This is a genomic window from Sphingosinicella sp. SM1-17 (genome assembly GCF_056821765.1).
Map to the genome: position 1 here is coordinate 2,655,688 of NZ_JBPDIO010000001.1, position 18,492 is coordinate 2,674,179.

General features: G+C 65.6%; 16 protein-coding genes. 7 read left to right on the top strand and 9 right to left on the bottom strand.

Features of this window, described 5'->3' with window-relative positions; genetic code table 11:
- Window positions 1-65 precede the first annotated feature (65 nt).
- Window positions 66-1,598, top strand: a complete 1,533-nt coding sequence (locus ACRYLT_RS13340) for a M20/M25/M40 family metallo-hydrolase (protein WP_482664577.1) — start codon at window positions 66-68, stop codon at window positions 1,596-1,598.
- 6 nt (window positions 1,599-1,604) lie between these two features.
- Here ACRYLT_RS13340 and ACRYLT_RS13345 read toward each other — a convergent pair whose 3' ends face one another.
- The 9 genes from ACRYLT_RS13345 to ACRYLT_RS13385 form a co-directional block, all read right to left on the bottom strand.
- Complete coding sequence (locus tag ACRYLT_RS13345; protein ID WP_482664578.1) at window positions 1,605-2,480, bottom strand: ATP-grasp domain-containing protein; 876 nt, start codon at window positions 2,478-2,480, stop codon at window positions 1,605-1,607.
- Window positions 2,477-3,397 (bottom strand): cysteine synthase A, encoded by a 921-nt coding sequence (cysK, locus tag ACRYLT_RS13350; protein WP_482664579.1) that lies wholly within the window; start codon window positions 3,395-3,397, stop codon window positions 2,477-2,479. The genes ACRYLT_RS13345 and cysK overlap by 4 nt, the downstream gene beginning before the upstream one ends.
- A gap of 3 nt (window positions 3,398-3,400) precedes the next feature.
- Window positions 3,401-4,729, bottom strand: coding sequence for an MFS transporter (locus ACRYLT_RS13355; RefSeq protein ID WP_482664580.1), 1,329 nt, complete (start codon window positions 4,727-4,729; stop codon window positions 3,401-3,403).
- Window positions 4,730-4,859: 130 nt separating this feature from the next.
- Window positions 4,860-5,528 carry a L,D-transpeptidase family protein gene (locus ACRYLT_RS13360; RefSeq protein ID WP_482664581.1) on the bottom strand — a complete coding sequence of 223 codons (669 nt, stop codon included), beginning with the start codon at window positions 5,526-5,528 and terminating at the stop codon, window positions 4,860-4,862.
- Window positions 5,529-5,619: 91 nt separating this feature from the next.
- Window positions 5,620-7,899, bottom strand: a complete 2,280-nt coding sequence (locus ACRYLT_RS13365) for an ATP-dependent helicase (protein ID WP_482664582.1) — start codon at window positions 7,897-7,899, stop codon at window positions 5,620-5,622.
- Window positions 7,900-7,948: 49 nt separating this feature from the next.
- Entirely contained in the window at window positions 7,949-8,761 is an 813-nt protein-coding gene (locus tag ACRYLT_RS13370) for a hydrolase 1, exosortase A system-associated (RefSeq protein ID WP_482664583.1), read from the bottom strand.
- Window positions 8,746-9,420 carry an alpha/beta hydrolase family protein gene (locus ACRYLT_RS13375; protein ID WP_482664584.1) on the bottom strand — a complete coding sequence of 225 codons (675 nt, stop codon included), beginning with the start codon at window positions 9,418-9,420 and terminating at the stop codon, window positions 8,746-8,748. Before ACRYLT_RS13375 ends, ACRYLT_RS13370 begins: the two co-directional genes overlap by 16 nt.
- Window positions 9,417-9,695 carry an acyl carrier protein gene (locus ACRYLT_RS13380; RefSeq protein ID WP_482664585.1) on the bottom strand — a complete coding sequence of 93 codons (279 nt, stop codon included), beginning with the start codon at window positions 9,693-9,695 and terminating at the stop codon, window positions 9,417-9,419. Before ACRYLT_RS13380 ends, ACRYLT_RS13375 begins: the two co-directional genes overlap by 4 nt.
- 29 nt (window positions 9,696-9,724) lie before the next feature.
- Entirely contained in the window at window positions 9,725-10,729 is a 1,005-nt protein-coding gene (locus ACRYLT_RS13385) for a GNAT family N-acetyltransferase (protein WP_482664586.1), read from the bottom strand.
- 55 nt (window positions 10,730-10,784) lie between these two features.
- On the opposite strand from ACRYLT_RS13385, the gene ACRYLT_RS13390 reads away from it, so the two are divergent.
- The 6 genes from ACRYLT_RS13390 (at window position 10,785) to ACRYLT_RS13415 (ending at window position 18,482) form a co-directional block, all read left to right on the top strand.
- On the top strand, window positions 10,785-12,290 hold the full coding sequence (locus ACRYLT_RS13390) for an acyl-CoA ligase (AMP-forming), exosortase A system-associated (RefSeq protein ID WP_482664587.1): 1,506 nt from the start codon (window positions 10,785-10,787) through the stop codon (window positions 12,288-12,290).
- A complete protein-coding gene (locus tag ACRYLT_RS13395; protein WP_482664588.1) occupies window positions 12,287-13,537 on the top strand; it encodes a pyridoxal-dependent decarboxylase, exosortase A system-associated in 1,251 nt (416 codons plus the stop codon). Before ACRYLT_RS13390 ends, ACRYLT_RS13395 begins: the two co-directional genes overlap by 4 nt.
- Before the next feature lie 155 nt (window positions 13,538-13,692).
- Window positions 13,693-14,325, top strand: a complete 633-nt coding sequence (locus tag ACRYLT_RS13400; protein ID WP_482664589.1) for an XrtA/PEP-CTERM system exopolysaccharide export protein — start codon at window positions 13,693-13,695, stop codon at window positions 14,323-14,325.
- A gap of 29 nt (window positions 14,326-14,354) precedes the next feature.
- Window positions 14,355-15,884, top strand: coding sequence for an XrtA system polysaccharide chain length determinant (locus ACRYLT_RS13405; RefSeq protein ID WP_482664590.1), 1,530 nt, complete (start codon window positions 14,355-14,357; stop codon window positions 15,882-15,884).
- An 8-nt stretch (window positions 15,885-15,892) separates the two neighbouring features.
- A complete protein-coding gene (locus ACRYLT_RS13410) occupies window positions 15,893-16,813 on the top strand; it encodes a P-loop NTPase family protein (RefSeq protein ID WP_482664591.1) in 921 nt (306 codons plus the stop codon).
- The gene (locus ACRYLT_RS13415; RefSeq protein ID WP_482664592.1) at window positions 16,803-18,482 is read left to right on the top strand and encodes a porin family protein; all 1,680 of its coding nucleotides are present in this window, start codon (window positions 16,803-16,805) and stop codon (window positions 18,480-18,482) included. Before ACRYLT_RS13410 ends, ACRYLT_RS13415 begins: the two co-directional genes overlap by 11 nt.
- Window positions 18,483-18,492 lie beyond the last annotated feature (10 nt).

Below are 18,492 nucleotides of genomic sequence, written 5' to 3' on the forward strand. Positions count from 1 at the left end.
GGTTCCTCTGGACGAAGCCGCTCCAAGGCTGCTTAACTGCCGTCGCCATCCTGAGGGGGGATTAGATGACCGAACATTCCAGCTTCAGTTCCGACCGCCGGAGCGTGCTCAAGGGGGCGGCCGCCACGGCCACCTTGCTCGCGCCCGCAGCGTCGCTTGCCCAGACCCGCCGCGACGGCGATCGCGAGGCGATCCGCCGGGCCGTCGATTCCGGCTTCGAGGAGTCGGTTCGCCGGATTCAGCAGTGGATCGCGCTTCCGACGATCGCGGCCGAGGGGCTGAACATCGAGCAAGGCGCCGACCATATGGCGCGCCTGGCGACCGAGGCGGGCTTCACCGGCGTTCGCAAGATCCCGACCGGAGGAGTCCCGGCGGTGTTCGGAACGATCGACGCGGGTGCTCAACGTACGGTCGGAATCTACTTCATGTATGACGTGAAGCAGTTCGATCCTGCCGAATGGGCTTCGCCACCGCTCGAGGCGCGGATCTTCGACCATCAGTTCGGCCGAGCGATTCGCGGCCGCGGCGCCGTCAACCAGAAGGGGCCGGAAAGCGCGTTCCTCGCCGCTCTTCACGCCTTTCGCGCTTCCGGACGACGACTTCCGGTCAACGTGGTCCTGCTCGCCGAAGGGGAAGAGGAGATCGGATCCCCCAATTTCATCAATTCCCTGCGCGATCCCGAGGTCCTGGCCGCGATGCGGCGGGTCGATGGCGTGATCATCCCTTCCGCCTCGCAGGGTGCGGACGGATCCGTCACGATCAGCCTCGGCGCCAAGGGGATCATCGAATGCGAGCTCGTGGCGAGCGGCGAGCGCTGGGGCAGGGGGCCGGTCCGCGATGTTCATTCGAGCCTGAAGGCTCAGGTCGACAGCCCGGTCTGGCATCTCGTCCATGCCCTGACGACCCTCGTCCGCGACGAGGGCAATACGCCGGCCATCGAGGGCTGGTTCGAACATGTCCGGCCGCTGACCCAGCGCGAGCGGGCGCTGATCGCGGAAAGCGCACGCCAGCGCAACGAAGAGGAAGTGAAGCGCCAGCTTGGGGTCCGGCAGTGGATCGACAACCTGCCCTGGCGCGAGTCGCTTGAGCGGCTGGTTTCGCAGCCGACGGTCAATATCGAGGGCCTGGTCGCCGGCTATACCGGGCCGGGCGGAAAGACGATCCTGCCGGCGCGCGGCGTGGCCAAACTCGACCTGAGGCTCGTCCCGAACATGACGGTGACCGACTGCCTGACCAAGCTTCGCTCGCACCTGGCGGAGCGCGGCTTCGGCGACGTCGAAGTGAACATGACCGGCGGCTACGATCCCACGGAGACGGCGGAGAATAGCAGCGTGATCCGAGCGCAGCAGGCGGTCTTCACCCGGTCCAACGTGCCCTACAGCCTGTTCCCCCGAAGCGCCGGTTCCTGGCCCGGCTTCGTCTTCACCGGAGATCCGCTGCGCAAGCCCGCAGGCCAGTTCGGCCTCGGCTTCGGCGGAGGCGCCCATGCGCCCGACGAATTCTTCGTCATCGAAAGCAACAATCCGCGGATCGCCGGCCTCAGGGAGGCAACGATGGGCTATGTCGACTTCCTCTACGAGATGGCGTCGATCCGCTGAGTTGGTTCAGGCGAGGATGCCTTCGGAGGCGCGGCTGACCGCTTCGACGAAAGCGCGGCCGCCCTCCGGATCGAAGCGGAGGTAAAGGTCGGGCTCGACGAGCTCCAGCTCCATCAGCACCGGAGCGCCGTGCAGATCCCGAACGAGATCGATCCGGGCATAAAGAAGATCTTGCTCATCGATCCGTTCCAGGATCAGCTGTGCGGCCTGCAACTCGTCCGACGCCGGCGAATGCGCGCTGATGATCCCTTCATATTCGGGCTGAACCCGGAAGTCGCCCGGCTGCGGGCGCTTGCGGATGGCGTGGCTGAAGCGCCGATCGAAGTAGATCAGGGAGACCTCGCCCTCGCTCTCGATCGAAGGAAGATAGGGCTGGACCATGGCTGGCCCGGTCGGGCCTTCCTCGAGCGAACCGCCGGGCGACCAGCGGATCGTCTGCCAGGCCGAAGCCGAGACCCGCGGCTTGGCGATCAGCCGGTCAGTGCCGAAGCCGCTGACTGCTTGCTCGAGCACCCCTTCGTGCAGGCGATCGGCATAGAGCGTCGGAACGACCGGCGCGCCCTGTTCGGCGAGGCGGTCGAGATAAAGCTTGTCGGCGTTCCAGCGAAGCACCGACGGCGGGTTGAGAACCCGGCTTCCTTCCGCCTCCCAGCGATCGACGGCCTGGCGCCACCGATCGCCGGCGCGATGATAGCCCCAGGCGAGCAGCGGAAGCGCCAGATCGAACGCACCGAGGGGTTCGCCGCTCGCCCAGCTCACCCCCTCGACCTCCAGTCCGGCCGGGCGCAACGCCGCTGCCGTTTCCGCAAGCACGTCGCGCCAGCGGGAATGAAATGCCTCGTCCTCAGGATCGGGCGTGAGGACGGCTATCCGGCGGCTCATTGCTCCGGAAGGAATTCGGGCACCGAGAGATAACGCTCGCCCGTGTCATAGTTGAAGCCGAGGATGCGCTTTCCTTCGCCGATCTCCTCCAGCTTCTGGCTGATCGCCTGGAGGGTCGCTCCCGAGCTGATGCCGACCAGCATTCCTTCCTCGCGTGCCGCACGCCGGGCCATCTCCTTGGCAGCGTTGGGATCGACCTGGATGATTCCATCGAGCCGCCCCAGGTCCATGATCCCCGGAACGAATCCGGCGCCGATGCCCTGGATCGGGTGGGGTCCGGGCTCGCCGCCGGACAGGACCGGCGACAGGGTCGGCTCGACGGCAAAGACCTGAAGTCCGGGCCATTCCGCCTTCAGCACTTCGGCGCAGGCGGTGATGTGGCCGCCCGTGCCGACTCCCGTGATCAGGACGTCGATCGGGGAGTCGCGGAAATCGGCCAGGATTTCCTGAGCGGTGGTTCGGCGATGCACTTCCAGATTGGCCGGATTCTCGAACTGCTGCGGCATCCAGGCACCGGGCGTCTGGGCGATCAGTTCCTCGGCCCGGGCGATTGCGCCCTTCATACCCTTTTCACGCGGCGTGAGATCGAACTCCGCGCCATAAGCGAGCATGAGTCGCCGACGTTCAAGGCTCATGCTTTCGGGCATGACGAGGATGAGCCGGTAGCCCTTGACCGCCGCCACCATCGCGAGTCCGATTCCGGTATTGCCGCTGGTCGGCTCGATGATCGTTCCGCCGGGCTTGAGCTTGCCTGAACGCTCCGCCTCTTCAACCATCGCCGCCGCGATCCGGTCCTTGATGGAAGCGCCGGGATTGGCGCGCTCCTGCTTGATCCAGACTTCGGCGGCGCCGAACAGGCGGTTGACTCTGACGTGGGGCGTGTTGCCGATCGTTTCGAGGATATTTGAAGCTCGCATGGCTCAACCTTTCTCGGCTTGAGGTTTGAAACCCGCCGCCATGGCGGGCACTTCGACATCGGCGAGGTCCTTGCCCGAGGCCTCGGCGAGTATTTCAGGTTCCGGCGCGACGAAACGGTCGGCCTTGCGCAGGCTCGGGAACGCCCAGGCGCAGATTCCGGTCACGACAACCGCCAATGCACCGCCGCCGACGACGGCCGCAACCGGTCCGAACGCAGAACCGACCAGTCCGGCCCGGAACTCGCCCAGCTCGTTCGACGCGGAAATGAACAGGCCCGACACGGCGGAGACGCGGCCGCGCATCGCGTCGGGCGTATGGAGCTGGATCAGCGAAGATCGGACATAGACGCTGATCATGTCGGCCGCGCCGAGCACGAAAAGGCTGGCGAGCGACAGCCACATCACACGGCTCTCGCCGAAGACGATCGTCGCCAGCCCGAAGATGGCGACGCAGACGAACATCTTGGCGCCGACATGGCGTTTCAGCGGCCGGCGGGCGAGAATCAGTGCGGTCAGCGCCGCGCCGACGGCCGGAGCGGCCCTGAGGGCGCCAAGCCCCTCCGAGCCGACGTGGAGAATGTCGCGCGCATAGACGGGAAGCATTGCGGTCGCCCCGCCGAGCAGAACGGCAAACAGGTCGAGGGTGATGGCGCCGAGCACGATCTTGTTGTCGCGGACATAAGCGAGACCCTGGATCACCGCCCGCAGCGGATGGGACTGGCCGGCATTTCCCCGGGGTATCGGCCGGATGAGAAGCATGGCGGCGACCGAGAGGCCGTAAAGGGCGGCCGAGGCCTCGTAGGGCAGGCTGACCGACAGGGCATAAGCGGCGCCGCCAAGCAGCGGACCGGCGACCGAACCCGCCTGCCAGGCGATGGAATTGAGGGCGATCGCGCTGGGAAGGATCTCCTTCGGCACGAGATTGGGAGCGATCGATCCCAGCGCCGGCCCGGCAAAAGCTCGCCCGATGCCGAGAAGGACCGCGACGGCAAACAAGGGCACGAGCGACATCGCCTCGAACCAGACGAGGGCGGCCAGGGCGGCGGCCCCGAACATTTCGAGCGACAGCGTGATCCGGACCACCCAGCGCCGGTCGACCCGATCGGCGACATAGCCGGCGACGAGGGTGAGCAGGAAAAGGGGCAGGAACTGGACGAGTCCGACCATGCCGAGCCAGAAGCTCGCGTCGCGGATGCTCATCGTCTGACGGGCGATGTCGTAGACATGGATGCCGATCACGACGACCAGCATCGTGTTCGCGATGGTGCTCGCGAGTCGGGCCGCCCAGAACGCGCGATAATCGCGATACTGGAAGGGCGAGGCTTCGGACATCAATGCGGCACCTAGGCCGCCGCGGGAGGGGCTTCAACAATCTCCGTCGGGAAAGCGGCGTTCGATCCGGTCCGCGGCGTTCAGCGCAAGAAACTTCCAGCCTGGCCGGGCGGCGGGGAAGAAGCTTGCGTCATGCCCCGCGCGGGCTGCCGGCGAGAATGGTCACCTCGTCGCCGAGCCGAGCCTGTTCGAAGAGCCGGGCGGCGAATTCGTCGGGGACACCGACGCAGCCTCGGCTTGCCCAGCCGTAGCGGACATTGCTGCCATGGATCGCGATGCCGTCATTGGTGAGCCTCAGCATGTAGGGCATGGCGGCATCGTAGATATTCGATTCGTGATCGATCTTCTTCTGAATGATGGTGAAGGTGCCGACCGGCGTCGGATTTTCCTCGGTTCCATACAGGATCACGGCGCGACCGATCTCATGACCCGAACGAAACACCGACAGGGTCTGTTCGGCGAGGTTGACCGTGATGGAGATCCGGCCCGGCGGAACGCCTTCCTCGTTCCAGACATAGTCTCCGTGAGCCATCGGTCGGTCGAGCTGAAGCATTCGCGGCGCGGAGGGGGTGGGCACCGAAGCCGGCGCGGAGGGAAGGGCACCGGCCGACGGATCTCGAGTCGCGACGGCGCGCACCTGCTCCGGCGTCGGATCCAGGCTCGGGCTCGTTGCCGGCGTGGAAAGTTCGAAGGCCTGCCAGGCCAGGGCCACGAAGCCGAACGAGACCATGAGCCAGACGGCCGTCGCCACCCATTGGGGGACCTGCCTGCCTGCAAGGGTTCGCTGTGCGCTCGCCATGGCCAAGCGCAGTTACGCAAAGGGCAGGGCGTTTCCAGCGGCGAATCCCGCCCGTCCCGCTACGGGACGGGGAGGACGGCAAAGGTAGCGGTCAGGCCGGGCTGACGAAGCTGTCGAGCACGCGCTTTCGCCCGGAATGCTCGAAATCGATCTCCAGCTTGTTGCCTTCCACCTCCGCGACATGGCCGTAGCCGAATTTCGAGTGGAAGACGCGCTGGCCAATCGCGATATCGGAGCGACCGGGATTGCCGAAGCTCACCGCGGTCGCTCGAGCCTCGACCACCCGCGGAGGGGTGCGCTCGAAATAGCCGCTGGCGGCGGCGCGCTGCCAGCCCGGGCCGCGACCGGTGCCCCGAGCCAAATCGGCGAAGGGATCGGCGCGCTCGGACCAATTGGCGCGCCAGAGCGACTCGCCGCCGCTCATCGTCGTCTCCTGATCGACATGATCGTCCGGAAGTTCGCCGACGAATCGAGAGGGGATGGAGGACGTCCACTGGCCGTAGATCCGCCGATTGGCAGCGTGGAGGATCGTGCAACGGCGCCGGGCCCGGGTGATCGCGACATAAGCGAGCCGCCGTTCCTCCTCGAGGCTGGCGGTGCCGCCTTCGTCGAGCGCGCGCTGCGAGGGAAAGACGCCCTCTTCCCAGCCGGCGAGGAAGACGGTGTCGAACTCCAGTCCCTTTGCGGCGTGGATGGTCATCAACGTGACCTTGTCCGCCTGGGCGTCGGCCTCATTGTCCATCACCAGGCTGACATGTTCGAGGAACGCGCCCAGCGTCTCATATTCCTCCATCGCCCGGGTCAGCTCGGTCAGGTTCTCGAGCCGACCAGCGCTTTCCGCCGAGCGATCGGCCTGGAGCATGGCGGTATAGCCCGATTCGTCGAGCACCAATCGGGCGAGTTCCGGGTGCGGCAACTCGTCGAGCCGTGCCCGCCACCGCGCGAAATCGCCGACGAGGTTGCCCAAGGAGCGGCGCGCCTGCGGCGTCAGCTCGTCGGAATCGAGGATCTGGGCCGCCGCCTGCATCAGCGGCACGCCGGATGCCCGGGCGAGCGAATGGATCTTGGCGACCGCCTTGTCGCCCAATCCTCGCTTGGGAACGTTGACGATCCGCTCGAAAGCCAGATCGTCGGCCGGCTGCTGGATAACTCGAAGATAGGCGAGGGCATCGCGAATCTCCGCCCGTTCATAGAATCGGAAACCGCCGACGATCCGGTAGGGCAGTCCGATCGCGATGAAGCGGTCCTCGAACTCGCGGGTCTGGAACTGCGCCCGTACCAGGATCGCGCACTGGTCGAGCCGGCCGCCGCGACGCTGGATCGATTCCAGCTCCTCGCCCACCCGCCGAGCTTCTTCCGGGCCATCCCAGACGCCAATGATCCGGACCTTTTCGCCGCCGGCTTCCTCGGTCCACAAGGTCTTTCCCAGCCGACCGGAATTCTGCGCAATCAGTCCGGAGGCGGCGCCGAGGATGTGCGGAGTCGATCGGTAATTCTGTTCGAGCCGGATGATCTTCGCGCCCGGAAAGTCCTTTTCAAACCGAAGGATGTTGGACACTTCGGCGCCGCGCCAGGAGTAGATCGACTGGTCGTCGTCACCGACGCAGCAGATATTCTTGCGCTGCTGAGCCAGGAGCCGGAGCCAGAGATATTGCGCCTGGTTGGTGTCCTGATACTCGTCGACGAGAATGTACCTGAATCGCTGCTGATACTGTTCGAGGACGTCGCGGTGAGTCTTCAGGATGACCAGCATGTGCAAGAGCAGGTCTCCGAAGTCGCATGCGTTGAGCTGCTTCAGCCGCTCCTGGTAAAGGAGATAAAGCCTTGCCCCTTTGCCATGGGCATAGGACTCGGACTCTCCGGCATCGACCTGGTCGGGCGTCCAGCCCTTGTTCTTCCACCGATCGATCAGGCCGGCCAGCATCCGGGCCGGCCATCTCTTCTCGTCGATGTCTTCGGCCGTGATCAGCTGCTTGAGGAGGCGTAGCTGATCGTCGGTGTCGAGAATGGTGAAATTGCTCTGCAGCCCCACAAGCTCCGAATGACGGCGGAGCATCTTGGCCCCGATGGCGTGGAAGGTGCCGAGCCACGGCATTCCCTCCACCGCGCTGCCGACGATCCGGCCCACGCGCTCCTTCATCTCGCGCGCCGCCTTGTTGGTGAAGGTGACGGCCAGCAGCTCGGACGGCCAGGCCCGGCGCGTATAGATGAGGTGGGCAAGGCGGGCGGTGAGCGCGGCCGTCTTGCCGGTGCCGGCTCCGGCGAGGACAAGTACCGGCCCGTCCGTCGTCAGCACCGCCTCGCGCTGCGGCGCATTGAGCCCGTTCAGATAGGGCGGCTCGGGAGCGGGAGAGGGAGCGAAGTCGGACACGGTGAACAACTAGGGAACGGCGCTGGTCTCGGCAAGTTGCAAGCCCGCTTCAGTGACGGGCGTTCGCCTGAGCCTCCAAGGCGTTGAGCGCTTCCAAGACCGCTTCGCTCAGGAGGAGGTCGTCCCCTGGCCGAGCGAATGTGTGGGAATCGGTCTGGAGCCGCTTCGGCGCCGGTGCAATGCCGTTGAAGGCCGGTGACCGTAGCTCATTTTCCGCGGCAATGGCGGTCGCATCCCCCATGGCGAGCAGGAACTGCACGGCCACCGGCTTGCGGCGGAGAGCTTGTGCGACTTCCTGGGCCAGCGTGGCCGGGCCGCTCGGCTTCATGATCTTCATGACCCCGCTGAGGATCTTCCGGTAATCTACTCCACCAGATAGGAGTTTCTTCCAGCCGTCGACGCTCGAGAGACGTTGGCGATAATGGTGCCGGATCGCGGCCGGGGGCGGCTGGTCCGCTTCCGCTTCAACGAGCCAGGGGTTGACCATAACCAGCCCGTCGAGTTGCTTCCGGTCTCCGAACAGCGCCAGAGCGGTGGCACCATCGCACAGGCCGAATCCATAAAGTCGGCGAAGGGCCGGGCACTGTTCTCGGAAAGCCGCAACTGCCGCCGCGAGATCGGGCGCGCTTCCGCGATAGCCCGGATCCTCGCCCGCGCTGTCGCCGACCCCGCGACGATCGAATCGGAGACAGGTAAAACCCTGTTTAGTCAGTGATCTGGCAAGGGTTTCGTACATTCGATGTGAGCCGACCCGGGTCTGGCTACCACCAGTCACCATGAGGATGCCGGCTTCTCCACCGGCCTCGTCCAAGGTGGCGCCGAGGGTCTGGCCCTCGCAATCGAAGGTCAGGAGGCGGCGCATGTCGCGTACCAGTTGCCGATGTCGGCTGCGATCGCGGAGGCGAGTTCGGCCGATCGGCCGGGTTCTGAACGGCGCCAGAGCGCGGGTCCGGACAGTTTCTCGTCGGCCGGAGCCGAGTCACTCTTGAGCCGGACGATCCGGAGCGGTTCGACCGAGATCGGCTCGGCCCCCTCGAGTCGGCCGCGAAGCTGAGTTGATGGCGAATAGCCCGCCCATTCCACCCCGGCCAGGCCAGCGCGAAGCATGTCCCGGACGATCGAGGCTCCGCTGACGGGTGAGAGTCGCCACCAGCCGATCGCATCGACGGTGTCGTCGACGAGACAGCCGCCGCGAATGGCCGCCACCAGCGGAGGCCTCCCGCTTTCGCGCCGGACAAGGTCAAGCGCCGACCGGACGTCATGACGCCAGTCTTCCCATTGCACCGCTTCCAGTGCCGTCTCGCTTTCGCCGGTACCGGTGAGATCGGGAAGCCAGCAGCCATGCCCACGCTGCGCCAAACCCCGCATGGTCGCGGCGAGGAGGGCCCGGGTCCGGTTCATTTCCTCGAAGAGAGGCGGGACGAACAGGATCGGGGCCCCGTCGGCCGGGCCGATCCGCATCATCCACTGTCGGGTTCCTGCGCTTTCGTATCGAACGTAAGCGAGGCCCGTCTCGCTCACCGCAGCGCCTTGGCCCTGGCGAAGGTCAGAAGGGAGCCGAACGTCTCGAGCATGTCGGCATCCACCTCATGATCCTCGATGACGATCCCGAGCCGCTCTTCAAGCTCGGTCAGAAGCCCGGCAACCGCCATCGAGTCGAATTCGGGCAGAGCCCCGAACAAGGGCGTGCTTTCGTCGAACTGGCGGACCCGCTCCTCGGCAAGCCCGAGGACGTCGACGAGCACCGCGCGCAGCGTCGAGTCCACTTCCTCTTCGTCGTTCAGCGCCGCGACCATGTTCGCCCCTCTCAAGATTTGCGCCGCGCCTAACGTCTTCGTCCAGCGGCGGCAAGCTTGGACGCCGCCGCCCTGAGGCCGCCCAGGAGGCCCCGAAGAGTCCGCGGATTGTAAGCCGTCAGGCGCCAAAGCGATCGCCGTTGATCCATCCAGTCCGCCTTGTAGGCTTCGTCGCCGGTCCCATAGTCGATCGAACGAACACGATCGCGATCGAGCACGTGCCGGAACATCTCCATACCCAGGACGGTGCCCGGAGAAAGGCTCTTCGCCGCCTCGGCATAAGCCAGCTTGTGGATGGTCGCCTCGCCATTTTCGACCAGCCAGAGCTGCGCTGCCACCGGCTGCCCATCCTTGTAGGCAAGGCCGAGCCGGAGAGTGCCGGCAGCGCCCTCCTGCTCCGCAAGCGCCCGAAGAAAGGGGAAGGAGCCTTCTTCCGGCTTCCAGCTTGCCCGATAGACGGCTTCATAATCCGCCCATGCCGACGCATCGAACCCGGTGTGGATCCGGATCTCCAATCCGGCGGCCTTGGCTCGACGCTTGGCGGTGTTGCGAAGCTTGGCGGGGCGCCTCGCCCAATAAGCGGCGAAGTCCTGCCCCTCCGTTTCAGCCCGCCAGTTCCCGGTCTTCGCAGTCACGAAAGCGAGCCAGCCGGCCTGGCGAAAGGCCGTTCGAAGGGGCTCGGGATCCTCGATTGGCGCCAGCTCAACAACGGCCAGGCCGCTGTGGCGCAGAGTCGCGGCCAGGGCCGTCATGACGTCAATGTCCTGGTCACCGATCGCCCCGACCCGAAGCGAGTACCAGGTCGAATAGGCGGTCGCTTTCGGCGGATCGCTGGCCAGGACCAGCCAGGTTGAGCGATCATCCTTGCGTCCCCGCAACACGACCAGCTTGCCCGCGGGCGGGCAATGGCGTTCCAGCAATCGGAACCAATCCAGCCGGTCGAACAGGCTCGGCCGGGCAGGCCGATCCAGCGCTCCGGCGGCATCGAGGGCCACCGAGTCGAGATCCTCGAAAAGTTCTACGTTAACCGTCACGCTTTATGCCCCCTGCCGCCGGCACTATCATGACGGCTTTGAAGCGGGAGTGAAGGTGGAAAGTCTCGACCCGGTCGCAAGACCGCTGGATCATCTAGCCTTGAGGGGCGAACCGTCGGCACCGGCGCTGCTGACCCGCGAAGGCCTGCTCGACTATGCCGGCCTGGAGCGGGCCGTGGCTGCTCTCGCGGCTTCGCTTCGGGCGAAGGGGCTTCTGCCCGGCGCCCGGGTGGCAAGCTGGCTGCCGAAGAACCGGATGACGAGCCTGTTGCCGCTCGCCTGCGCCCGAGCCGGATTGGTCCATGTGCCGATCAACCCGCTGCTCAAGCGGATGCAGGTCGCGCACATCCTCGCCGACAGCGGCGCCAGCCTGCTGATCAGCGGCCGGGCTCGACTCGCCACTCTGGAGGAGGGCGACAGGCCGGCCGATTGCGTTCCGGTCGACGAGGAAGGAGGCGATCGGCTGTGGCAGAGCGCCGAGCTTCTGCCCGCTTCGGACCGGGACCCGGACGAACTGGCCGCCTTGCTCTACACTTCGGGCTCAACCGGACGGCCCAAGGGCGTGATGCTCAGCCATGCCAATCTCTGGCTCGGAGCGATCAGCGTCGCTCATTATCTGCGGCTGGAGAAAAGCGATCGCGTTCTTGCGGTGCTTCCGTTCAGCTTCGACTATGGCCAGAACCAGCTGCTTTCGGCCTGGGCGGTCGGGGCCTCGGTCGTGCCGCTCGAATTTCTCACCGCTCGCGATGTCATACGCGCTGTAGAAGACAATGGTATCAGTACGTTAGCAGGCGTTCCTCCGCTCTGGGTTCAGCTTGTCGAAGCGCCCTGGCCGGCCCGGGCGGCGCTCAGTCTCCGCCGGCTGACCAATAGTGGCGGCAAACTTCCGCCCTCGGTGATCCGGCGGATGCGGGAAGTCTTCCCCGCCGCCGACATCTACTCGATGTACGGTCTCACCGAGGCCTTCCGCTCCACCTATCTGGAGCCCGAACTGCTCGACGATCATCCGGACTCGATCGGCAGCGCTATCCCCTTTGCCGAAATCATGGTCGTGAACGAGCAGGGCGTCGAGGCCCCGGAAGGCGAACTTGTTCATGCCGGGCCGTTGGTTGCGAAGGGTTATTGGAACGATCCGTCAAGGACGGCCGAACGCTTCAAGCCTGCTCCGGCCCATTCCAGCCATGGCGGAATTGCGGTCTGGTCCGGCGATCGCGTGCGCAGGGACGAACAGGGGCTTCTCTATTTCGTCGGCCGAGAGGACGGAATGATCAAGACGTCCGGCAATCGCGTCAGTCCGACCGAGGTAGAGGAGGCGGCGATCGCTTCCGGCCTTGTCCACGAGGCGGTCGCGCTCGGCTATCCCGACGATCGGCTCGGTGAAGGGATCGCCCTGGTCGTGCGGCCCGACCGGCGCGAGCGTGAGGAGGAGCTTCGCGCTTTCCTGAAGCGCAACCTCCCCAACTTCATGCAGCCCGGAATCGTGGTCTGGAGAGACGATCTGCCGCGCAGCCCGAACGGCAAGCTCGACCGGGTCGCACTGAAGCAGGAGCTGATGGCATGAGCAAGCCGATGGGTCCGATCCCGGCTGTCTTCAGCCCCGACGAGACGGGAATGCTGCTGATTGGCGGCGAGCGCGCCGACGAACTTGTCGAGCGCGCCGGAGACACGCCATTGTTCGTTTACGATCTGTCGTTGATCGACCGGCAAATCCGTCGATTCCGCTCGGCCTTTCCAGGTGTCGATCTACATTATGCGATCAAGGCAAATAGTTACGTCCCTCTTCTAAGGCATGTCGAGAAGCAGGTGGACGGCCTCGACATCGCTTCGGGCGGCGAGCTTCGGATGGCGCTCGAGGCCGGCGCTGACCCGAAGCGGATCAGCTTCGCCGGACCGGGGAAGCGCGAGTCCGAGCTCGAGGCGGCGATCCTGGCGGGGGTCACGATCAACTGCGAATCCGAAGGCGAGGCAGACCGCGCGCTTGCGATCGGCAGGCGGGTCGGTTCCGCGCCGAAGCTTGCCGTCCGGGTCAATCCCGATTTCGAGATCAAGGGCTCCGGGATGCGCATGGGCGGCGGCGCCAAGCCGTTCGGAGTGGATTCGGAGCGCGTTCCCGCGCTCGTGCGCCGGATCGTCGAGGCAGGCGGGCAATGGCACGGCTTCCACATCTTCGCCGGTTCCCAGGCGCTATCGGCCGAAGCGCTGGTCGAGGCGCAGGGCGCGACGATCGCCCTCGCGGCAGAGCTTGCCGAGTCGGCCGGTGAAGCGCCGCCACTGGTCAATCTCGGCGGCGGTTTCGGAATTCCCTATTTTCATGGCGAGCAAGCACTGGACGTCGAGGCGGTGGGGCTGGCGCTTGCCCGCGAAATTGCCGAGCGCCCGCCAATCCTTGCCAATTCCACCTTCGCGATCGAGCTTGGCCGCTGGCTGGTCGGCGAGGCCGGCGTCTATCTGACCCGGATCGTCGATCGGAAGGTCAGCCACGGCAAAACCTTCCTCGTGACCGACGGCGGCATGCACCACCAGCTCGCGGCCTCCGGCAATTTCGGGCAGGTGATCCGACGCAACTATCCCGTCGCGCTGGCGAACCGGTTCAGCGGCGAGCCGCAGGAGGAAGTCACCATTGTCGGCTGCCTTTGCACGCCGCTCGACCGATTGGCGGATGACGTCATGACGCCAGCGGCCGAGGTCGGCGACCTGGTCGCTGTCTTCCTCGCCGGGGCCTACGGCCTTTCGGCCAGCCCGCAGGCCTTCCTCGCGCAGCATCCTGCGCGCGAGATGGCCGTTCGTGGCCTCGCATTAACCGCCTGAAATAACAGGGTCCCGTTCTGGGACGGCGCGGAAAAGCGCCTTGTTCCTAACGGTAATTTTACCTCTTCCGGCGATAGCGGATCGATTCCTGCGTCCCGTCCACCTCCAGGGCGGGCGAGGCGCAGGCGGGAAGAGGGAAGACCATGCGCTGTCACATGAAGTCCACACTCATCCTGGCCAGTCTTGCGGCTCTGGCGCTGTCCGGCTGCGCCTCGACCGGCCGCAACGGCCAGTCGCTTCCTCCGGCCAGCTTCGTCGGAACGTCCGACCAGGTCGGCGAAAGCTACATGATCGGAGCGCTGGACGAGATAACCGTCTTCGTTTGGCGAAATCCCGAGCTCGGTGCCCGGGTTCAGGTCCGACCGGACGGGCGAATCACGACGCCGCTGATCACCGACATGGTCGCGGTCGGAAAGACTCCGGCCCAGCTTGCGGAAGACATCCGGGTCGTTCTCGCCGAATATATCCAGGATCCTCTCGTCTCGGTCATGGTCGATCGTCCCCAGGGGACCTTTTCGCAGCAGATCCGGATCGTCGGTGCCACGGAGCGGCCGGCCGCCATTCCTTATCGGGCAAACATGACCCTGCTCGACGCCATGATCGCGGTGGGCGGGCTTTCCGAATATGCCGCCGGCGATCGCGCCCGTCTGATCCGAACCGACCGCTCGACCGGCCAGCAGAGCGAATATGATCTTCGGATCGCCAGCCTGCTTCGTCGCGGCGACGTTCGCGCGAACGTCCGGCTCGAGCCCGGCGACGTCATCATCATTCCGGAGAGCATGTTCTGACCCGCCCGGCGGGAAGGATCTGAGCCGCTATGGACGGACTTTACGAACAGCTTCGGATCGTTGTGCACCAGGTGTGGCGTCGTCGCTGGCTGGCGGTGGCGGTCGCCTGGAGCGTCGCCGTCCTCGGCTGGGGGGTGATCGCTTTCATCCCGAACAGCTACGAGTCGAAGGCCAAGCTCTTCGTCCAGATGCAGTCGATCCTTCCGACCCAGATCGGGATCACGCCCGAAGAGCGGATGAACCAGCTGACCCGGCTGAAACAGACCGTGACCTCCAACGAGAATCTCGTCCAGGTGGTTCGTCGAAGCGATCTGAACACGCTGGTTGCAAGCGAGGCCGATCTGCCTGGCGTCGTTTCCGGCTTGCGCGAACGCATCAAGATCGTCGCCCAGCCGGACAATCTGATCGAGATCACGGCAACGTCGAACATCGCCGGTTTCTCGAATGCCCAGAACGCCCGGACCGCGGCAGCCACCGTTCAGGGCGTCGTCGACCTGTTCATCGAACGGAACCTCGCCTCGGATCGGCGCGAAACTGGCCAGTCGCTCCAATTTCTGGACGAGGAACTGCGCCGGCGCGAGGTCGCACTTCAGGAAGCGGAGCAGCGAAGGCTCGAGTTCGAGCAGCGTTTCACCGGGCTGCTCCCCGGCGAAGGTTCGATCGCGCAGCGCATGGGTGCCGCCCGGCTCGAAATCGCCAATCTCGAACAGCAGATCGTCGCCGCTCAGGGTGCGCTCAACTCGATGCGAACCCAGCTCAACGCCACGCCGCCGACCTTGCCGGGCGTCGGCGACGGGGCGAGCACGGCGTCGGGGCAGCTCGCCGCACTTGAAGGCCAGATCAACCAGAATCTCGCCCGGGGATGGACCGAGCAGCATCCGGACATCATTTCGCTGCGCCAGCAGATCGAGCGGATCCGGCCCTATGCTCAGTCGGAGCGGCGGAGCGGCACCGCCGGTACGCCCAATCCGAGCTACGTCTCGCTTCGAGCGATGATGGGCGAACGCGAGGCTCAGCTCGCCGCGGCGACGGCGCGCCGCAACCAGCTGCAGTCGGACCTTGCCCAGCTCTCCTCGCGCCAGGCCACGGAGCCCGGCCTTGCCGCCGAGCAGGAGAGGCTGAACCGCGACTATAACGTCCTCAAGCAGCAATATGACCAGCTTCTCGCCAATCGCGAGCAGGTTCGGCTTCGAAGCGATGTCCAGACCCGGACGACTCCTTTGCTCGTCCAGGTGGTGGAACCGCCCAGCGTCCCTTCCTCGCCGGCTTCGCCGAACCGCCTGATCCTGCTCACTCTGGTGCTGTTCGTCGCACTTGGGGCAGGGGTCGCCGCCGCCTTCGTCGCCGGGCAACTCCAGACGACCTTTCCGACCCAGGGCCGGCTGACCGCCGTCACGGGGCTTCCGGTGCTCGGGACGATCACCGAGGTGGTGACCGGTCCCGAACGTCTGCGTCGGCGCAGGAATCTCGCCTGGCTCGGCGCGGCTGGCGGGGCTCTGGCCGCCAGCTATTTCGTCCTGATCGCCTTCGATTTCTGGCAGCAAAGCAGGGTGGCGTGAGAAACGAGATGAAGCACGGTCGAATCTCACTCGTCGAACGCGCCGCCGAAGTTTACGGCTTCGATGCCTTGCTTCGGACACCGGCAGTGGCTTCCCCCATTCCGGCCGAAGAGCAGGAGCGAAGCCAGCCGGAAGCCGAAGTCCTGACCCTGATCGATCCGGTGCCTGCGCGAGCGTCGCGACCTGCGACCGGAAGAGTTGCGCCGATCGATCGTTCGGCCATCGGCGAGGCCGGCTTCATCGTACCGGAGGGGCCGGTCACCGGACTGGCCGAAGAAGTAAGGCTGATCAAACGTCAATTGCTGGCAGGGATCGAGCGCCGCTCGTCGCTTCCGGACGAGAAGCGGCGGACGGTTCTGATCTGCTCCGCCCAGCCTGACGAGGGCAAGACCTTCTGCGCCGTCAACCTGGCGCTCTCGCTCGCCGGCGAGCGGGACATCGAAGTGCTTCTGATCGACGGCGATTTCTCGAAGCCGGAGGCGCTCTCGCTGCTCGGGATCGAAGGGGGTGCGGGCCTGGTCGATGCGCTCGCCGACCCGGGTCTGGACCCGGAAGACTTCGTCATCCGCACCGACGTTCCGGGTCTGTCGGTCCTTCCGGCCGGTGCCCGGGCCAACAACGTGCCGGAGCTGCTGGCTTCCGACCGGACCCGGGAGGTGCTGGCAAGGCTGATCGCCGGGGATCGACGACGGATCATCCTGTTCGATTCGCCGCCGGTGCTCATGGCTTCTCCGGCTGCCGTGCTCGCGTCCCATGTCGGCCAGGTCCTGGTGGTGGTCCGGGCGGATCGGACGACCGAAGCCGACCTGCGCGAGACGGTCGGCCTGCTTTCGGGCTGCGAGTCCGTCGGCCTGATCCTCAACGGAGCAGGAATCGCCGTCAGTGGCCGAAACTACGGAGCCTATGATGGATATGGCCATGAAGCTTGAGCTTCCCGCGCGATTGTGCCGTAGCTTCGGCTTCGCCCTTGGCCTTGCTCTGGCAGCCGCTTCCGCGCAGGCACAGACACCGCCGCCTTCAGGCGTGTCCTACGGCCCGCCTGCGGCCGAGCAGCAGGCCGAATCCCCGGATTCGGATCGTTCGCGGCCAAGGCGGGTGCGAAGCGAAATCCGTCCCTATCTCGAAGTGGCCCAAGTGGTCAGCGCCGATCTGAATGGCGGCGACACTCTGACCTATACGAGCGTCGCGGCGGGCGTGGATGGCCGGATCGAGACCCGTCGGGTGCGGGTCCAGGCGAGCTATCGCTACGAGCGCAACATCGAATGGCAGGGCGAGGTCGGCGACCAGGACATCCATTCGGGGATCGCTCAGCTCGGTGCCGAGGTCGTTCCCGGACTGCTCAATTTCGACGCTGGCGCGATTGCGACCCGTACCGGTGGAGAGGGGCGCGCGCTGGGAGTGAGCGATCGCGACGGTTCGGTGGAAATCTATGGCGCCTATGCCGGCCCGACCTTGTCCGCGGAAGCCGGTCCGGTCTCGGTCAACGCCGCCTATCGCCTCGGCTATGTCGCAATCGACGACGACAGCCTTTCCGGGCAGCGCGAAGATTTCGACGAGAGCGTCGCTCATAGCGCCACTGCCAGCGTTGGCATGGGCCCGGGCCGGCTCCCCGTCGGCTGGACGGTCGGTGCCGGATATGCGCGCAGCGAGTCGAGCGGTGAGTTCGACCAGGAGTTCGAAGGCAGCTATGTCCGCGGGGACGTCGTGGTTCCGGTCAGCCCGACGCTGGCTCTGACCGCCGGCGTCGGCTATGAGAATCTCCAGGCAAGTCAGAATGATATCGCCAGAAATTCCGATGGCCTACCAATAATCGGGCCGGACGGGCGACCGGTGGCCGATCCCTCGCGGCCGCGGCTCCTCACTTATGATCTGGACGGCATCATCTACGACGCGGGGTTCATTTGGCGGCCGAGCCCACGCACCGAGCTGCAGGCGCGCGCCGGCCATCGCTACGGCGGCACGACCGTCGTCGGCTCGCTGTCTCACCAGTTCAACGGAAATAGTGGCCTCAGCGCTGTGGTCTATGACACGGTTGAGACGTTCGGTAGCTTGCTTGTGAATGATCTCAGCGGGTTACCAACCGATTTTGATATCAATCGCGATCCGGTCACCGGCGACATACGCTGTGCGTTCGGAGGCGAGGGCGGCCGCGGTCAATGCTTCGACCGCGCTCTCCAGTCGATCCGCGGCGGCAGCTTCCGCATGCGCGGGGCCAGCCTGCTCTATTCGGCTCGTCGCGGCCTGTGGAACTTCGGCCTTGGCGCGAGCTACACCCACCGGCGCTACAACCGTCCCAGTGGCGGGGAATTCGACCTCCTCGGTGGGGGCGAAGACGAGAGTATCAGCCTTTATGCTTCGGCCGGTCGGCGTCTCAGCCGATCGTCGGAAGTCAATTTCGATGCTTATGCAAGCTGGTTCGACAGCGACCTTGCTGGTTTCGACCGGATCTTCAGCAGCGGTGCGAACCTCAGCTACAACCGTCGCTTGATGTTCGAGCGGCTGCAGTTCCTCGCCGCCCTCGGCCTTTACCACAGCGACGACGGCACGATCGAAAGCACGATCGCCTCGGGCCTGGTCGGCCTGAGATACACCTTCTGACCGGCACGGA

Bases quoted from the DNA above. Each gene is read 5' to 3' on its own strand.
- ACRYLT_RS13370 (WP_482664583.1), bottom strand. From the start codon at position 8,761: ATGCGCCGCCTCCTGACCTTCGATTGCGAGGGCCAGACCCTCGGCGCC.
- ACRYLT_RS13360 (WP_482664581.1), bottom strand. From the start codon at position 5,528: ATGGCGAGCGCACAGCGAACCCTTGCAGGCAGGCAGGTCCCCCAATGG.
- ACRYLT_RS13345 (WP_482664578.1), bottom strand. From the start codon at position 2,480: ATGAGCCGCCGGATAGCCGTCCTCACGCCCGATCCTGAGGACGAGGCA.
- ACRYLT_RS13405 (WP_482664590.1), top strand. From the start codon at position 14,355: ATGGACGGACTTTACGAACAGCTTCGGATCGTTGTGCACCAGGTGTGG.
- ACRYLT_RS13395 (WP_482664588.1), top strand. From the start codon at position 12,287: ATGAGCAAGCCGATGGGTCCGATCCCGGCTGTCTTCAGCCCCGACGAG.
- ACRYLT_RS13400 (WP_482664589.1), top strand. From the start codon at position 13,693: ATGAAGTCCACACTCATCCTGGCCAGTCTTGCGGCTCTGGCGCTGTCC.
- ACRYLT_RS13340 (WP_482664577.1), top strand. From the start codon at position 66: ATGACCGAACATTCCAGCTTCAGTTCCGACCGCCGGAGCGTGCTCAAG.
- ACRYLT_RS13410 (WP_482664591.1), top strand. From the start codon at position 15,893: ATGAAGCACGGTCGAATCTCACTCGTCGAACGCGCCGCCGAAGTTTAC.
- cysK (WP_482664579.1), bottom strand. From the start codon at position 3,397: ATGCGAGCTTCAAATATCCTCGAAACGATCGGCAACACGCCCCACGTC.
- ACRYLT_RS13415 (WP_482664592.1), top strand. From the start codon at position 16,803: ATGAAGCTTGAGCTTCCCGCGCGATTGTGCCGTAGCTTCGGCTTCGCC.
- ACRYLT_RS13355 (WP_482664580.1), bottom strand. From the start codon at position 4,729: ATGTCCGAAGCCTCGCCCTTCCAGTATCGCGATTATCGCGCGTTCTGG.
- ACRYLT_RS13380 (WP_482664585.1), bottom strand. From the start codon at position 9,695: ATGGTCGCGGCGCTGAACGACGAAGAGGAAGTGGACTCGACGCTGCGC.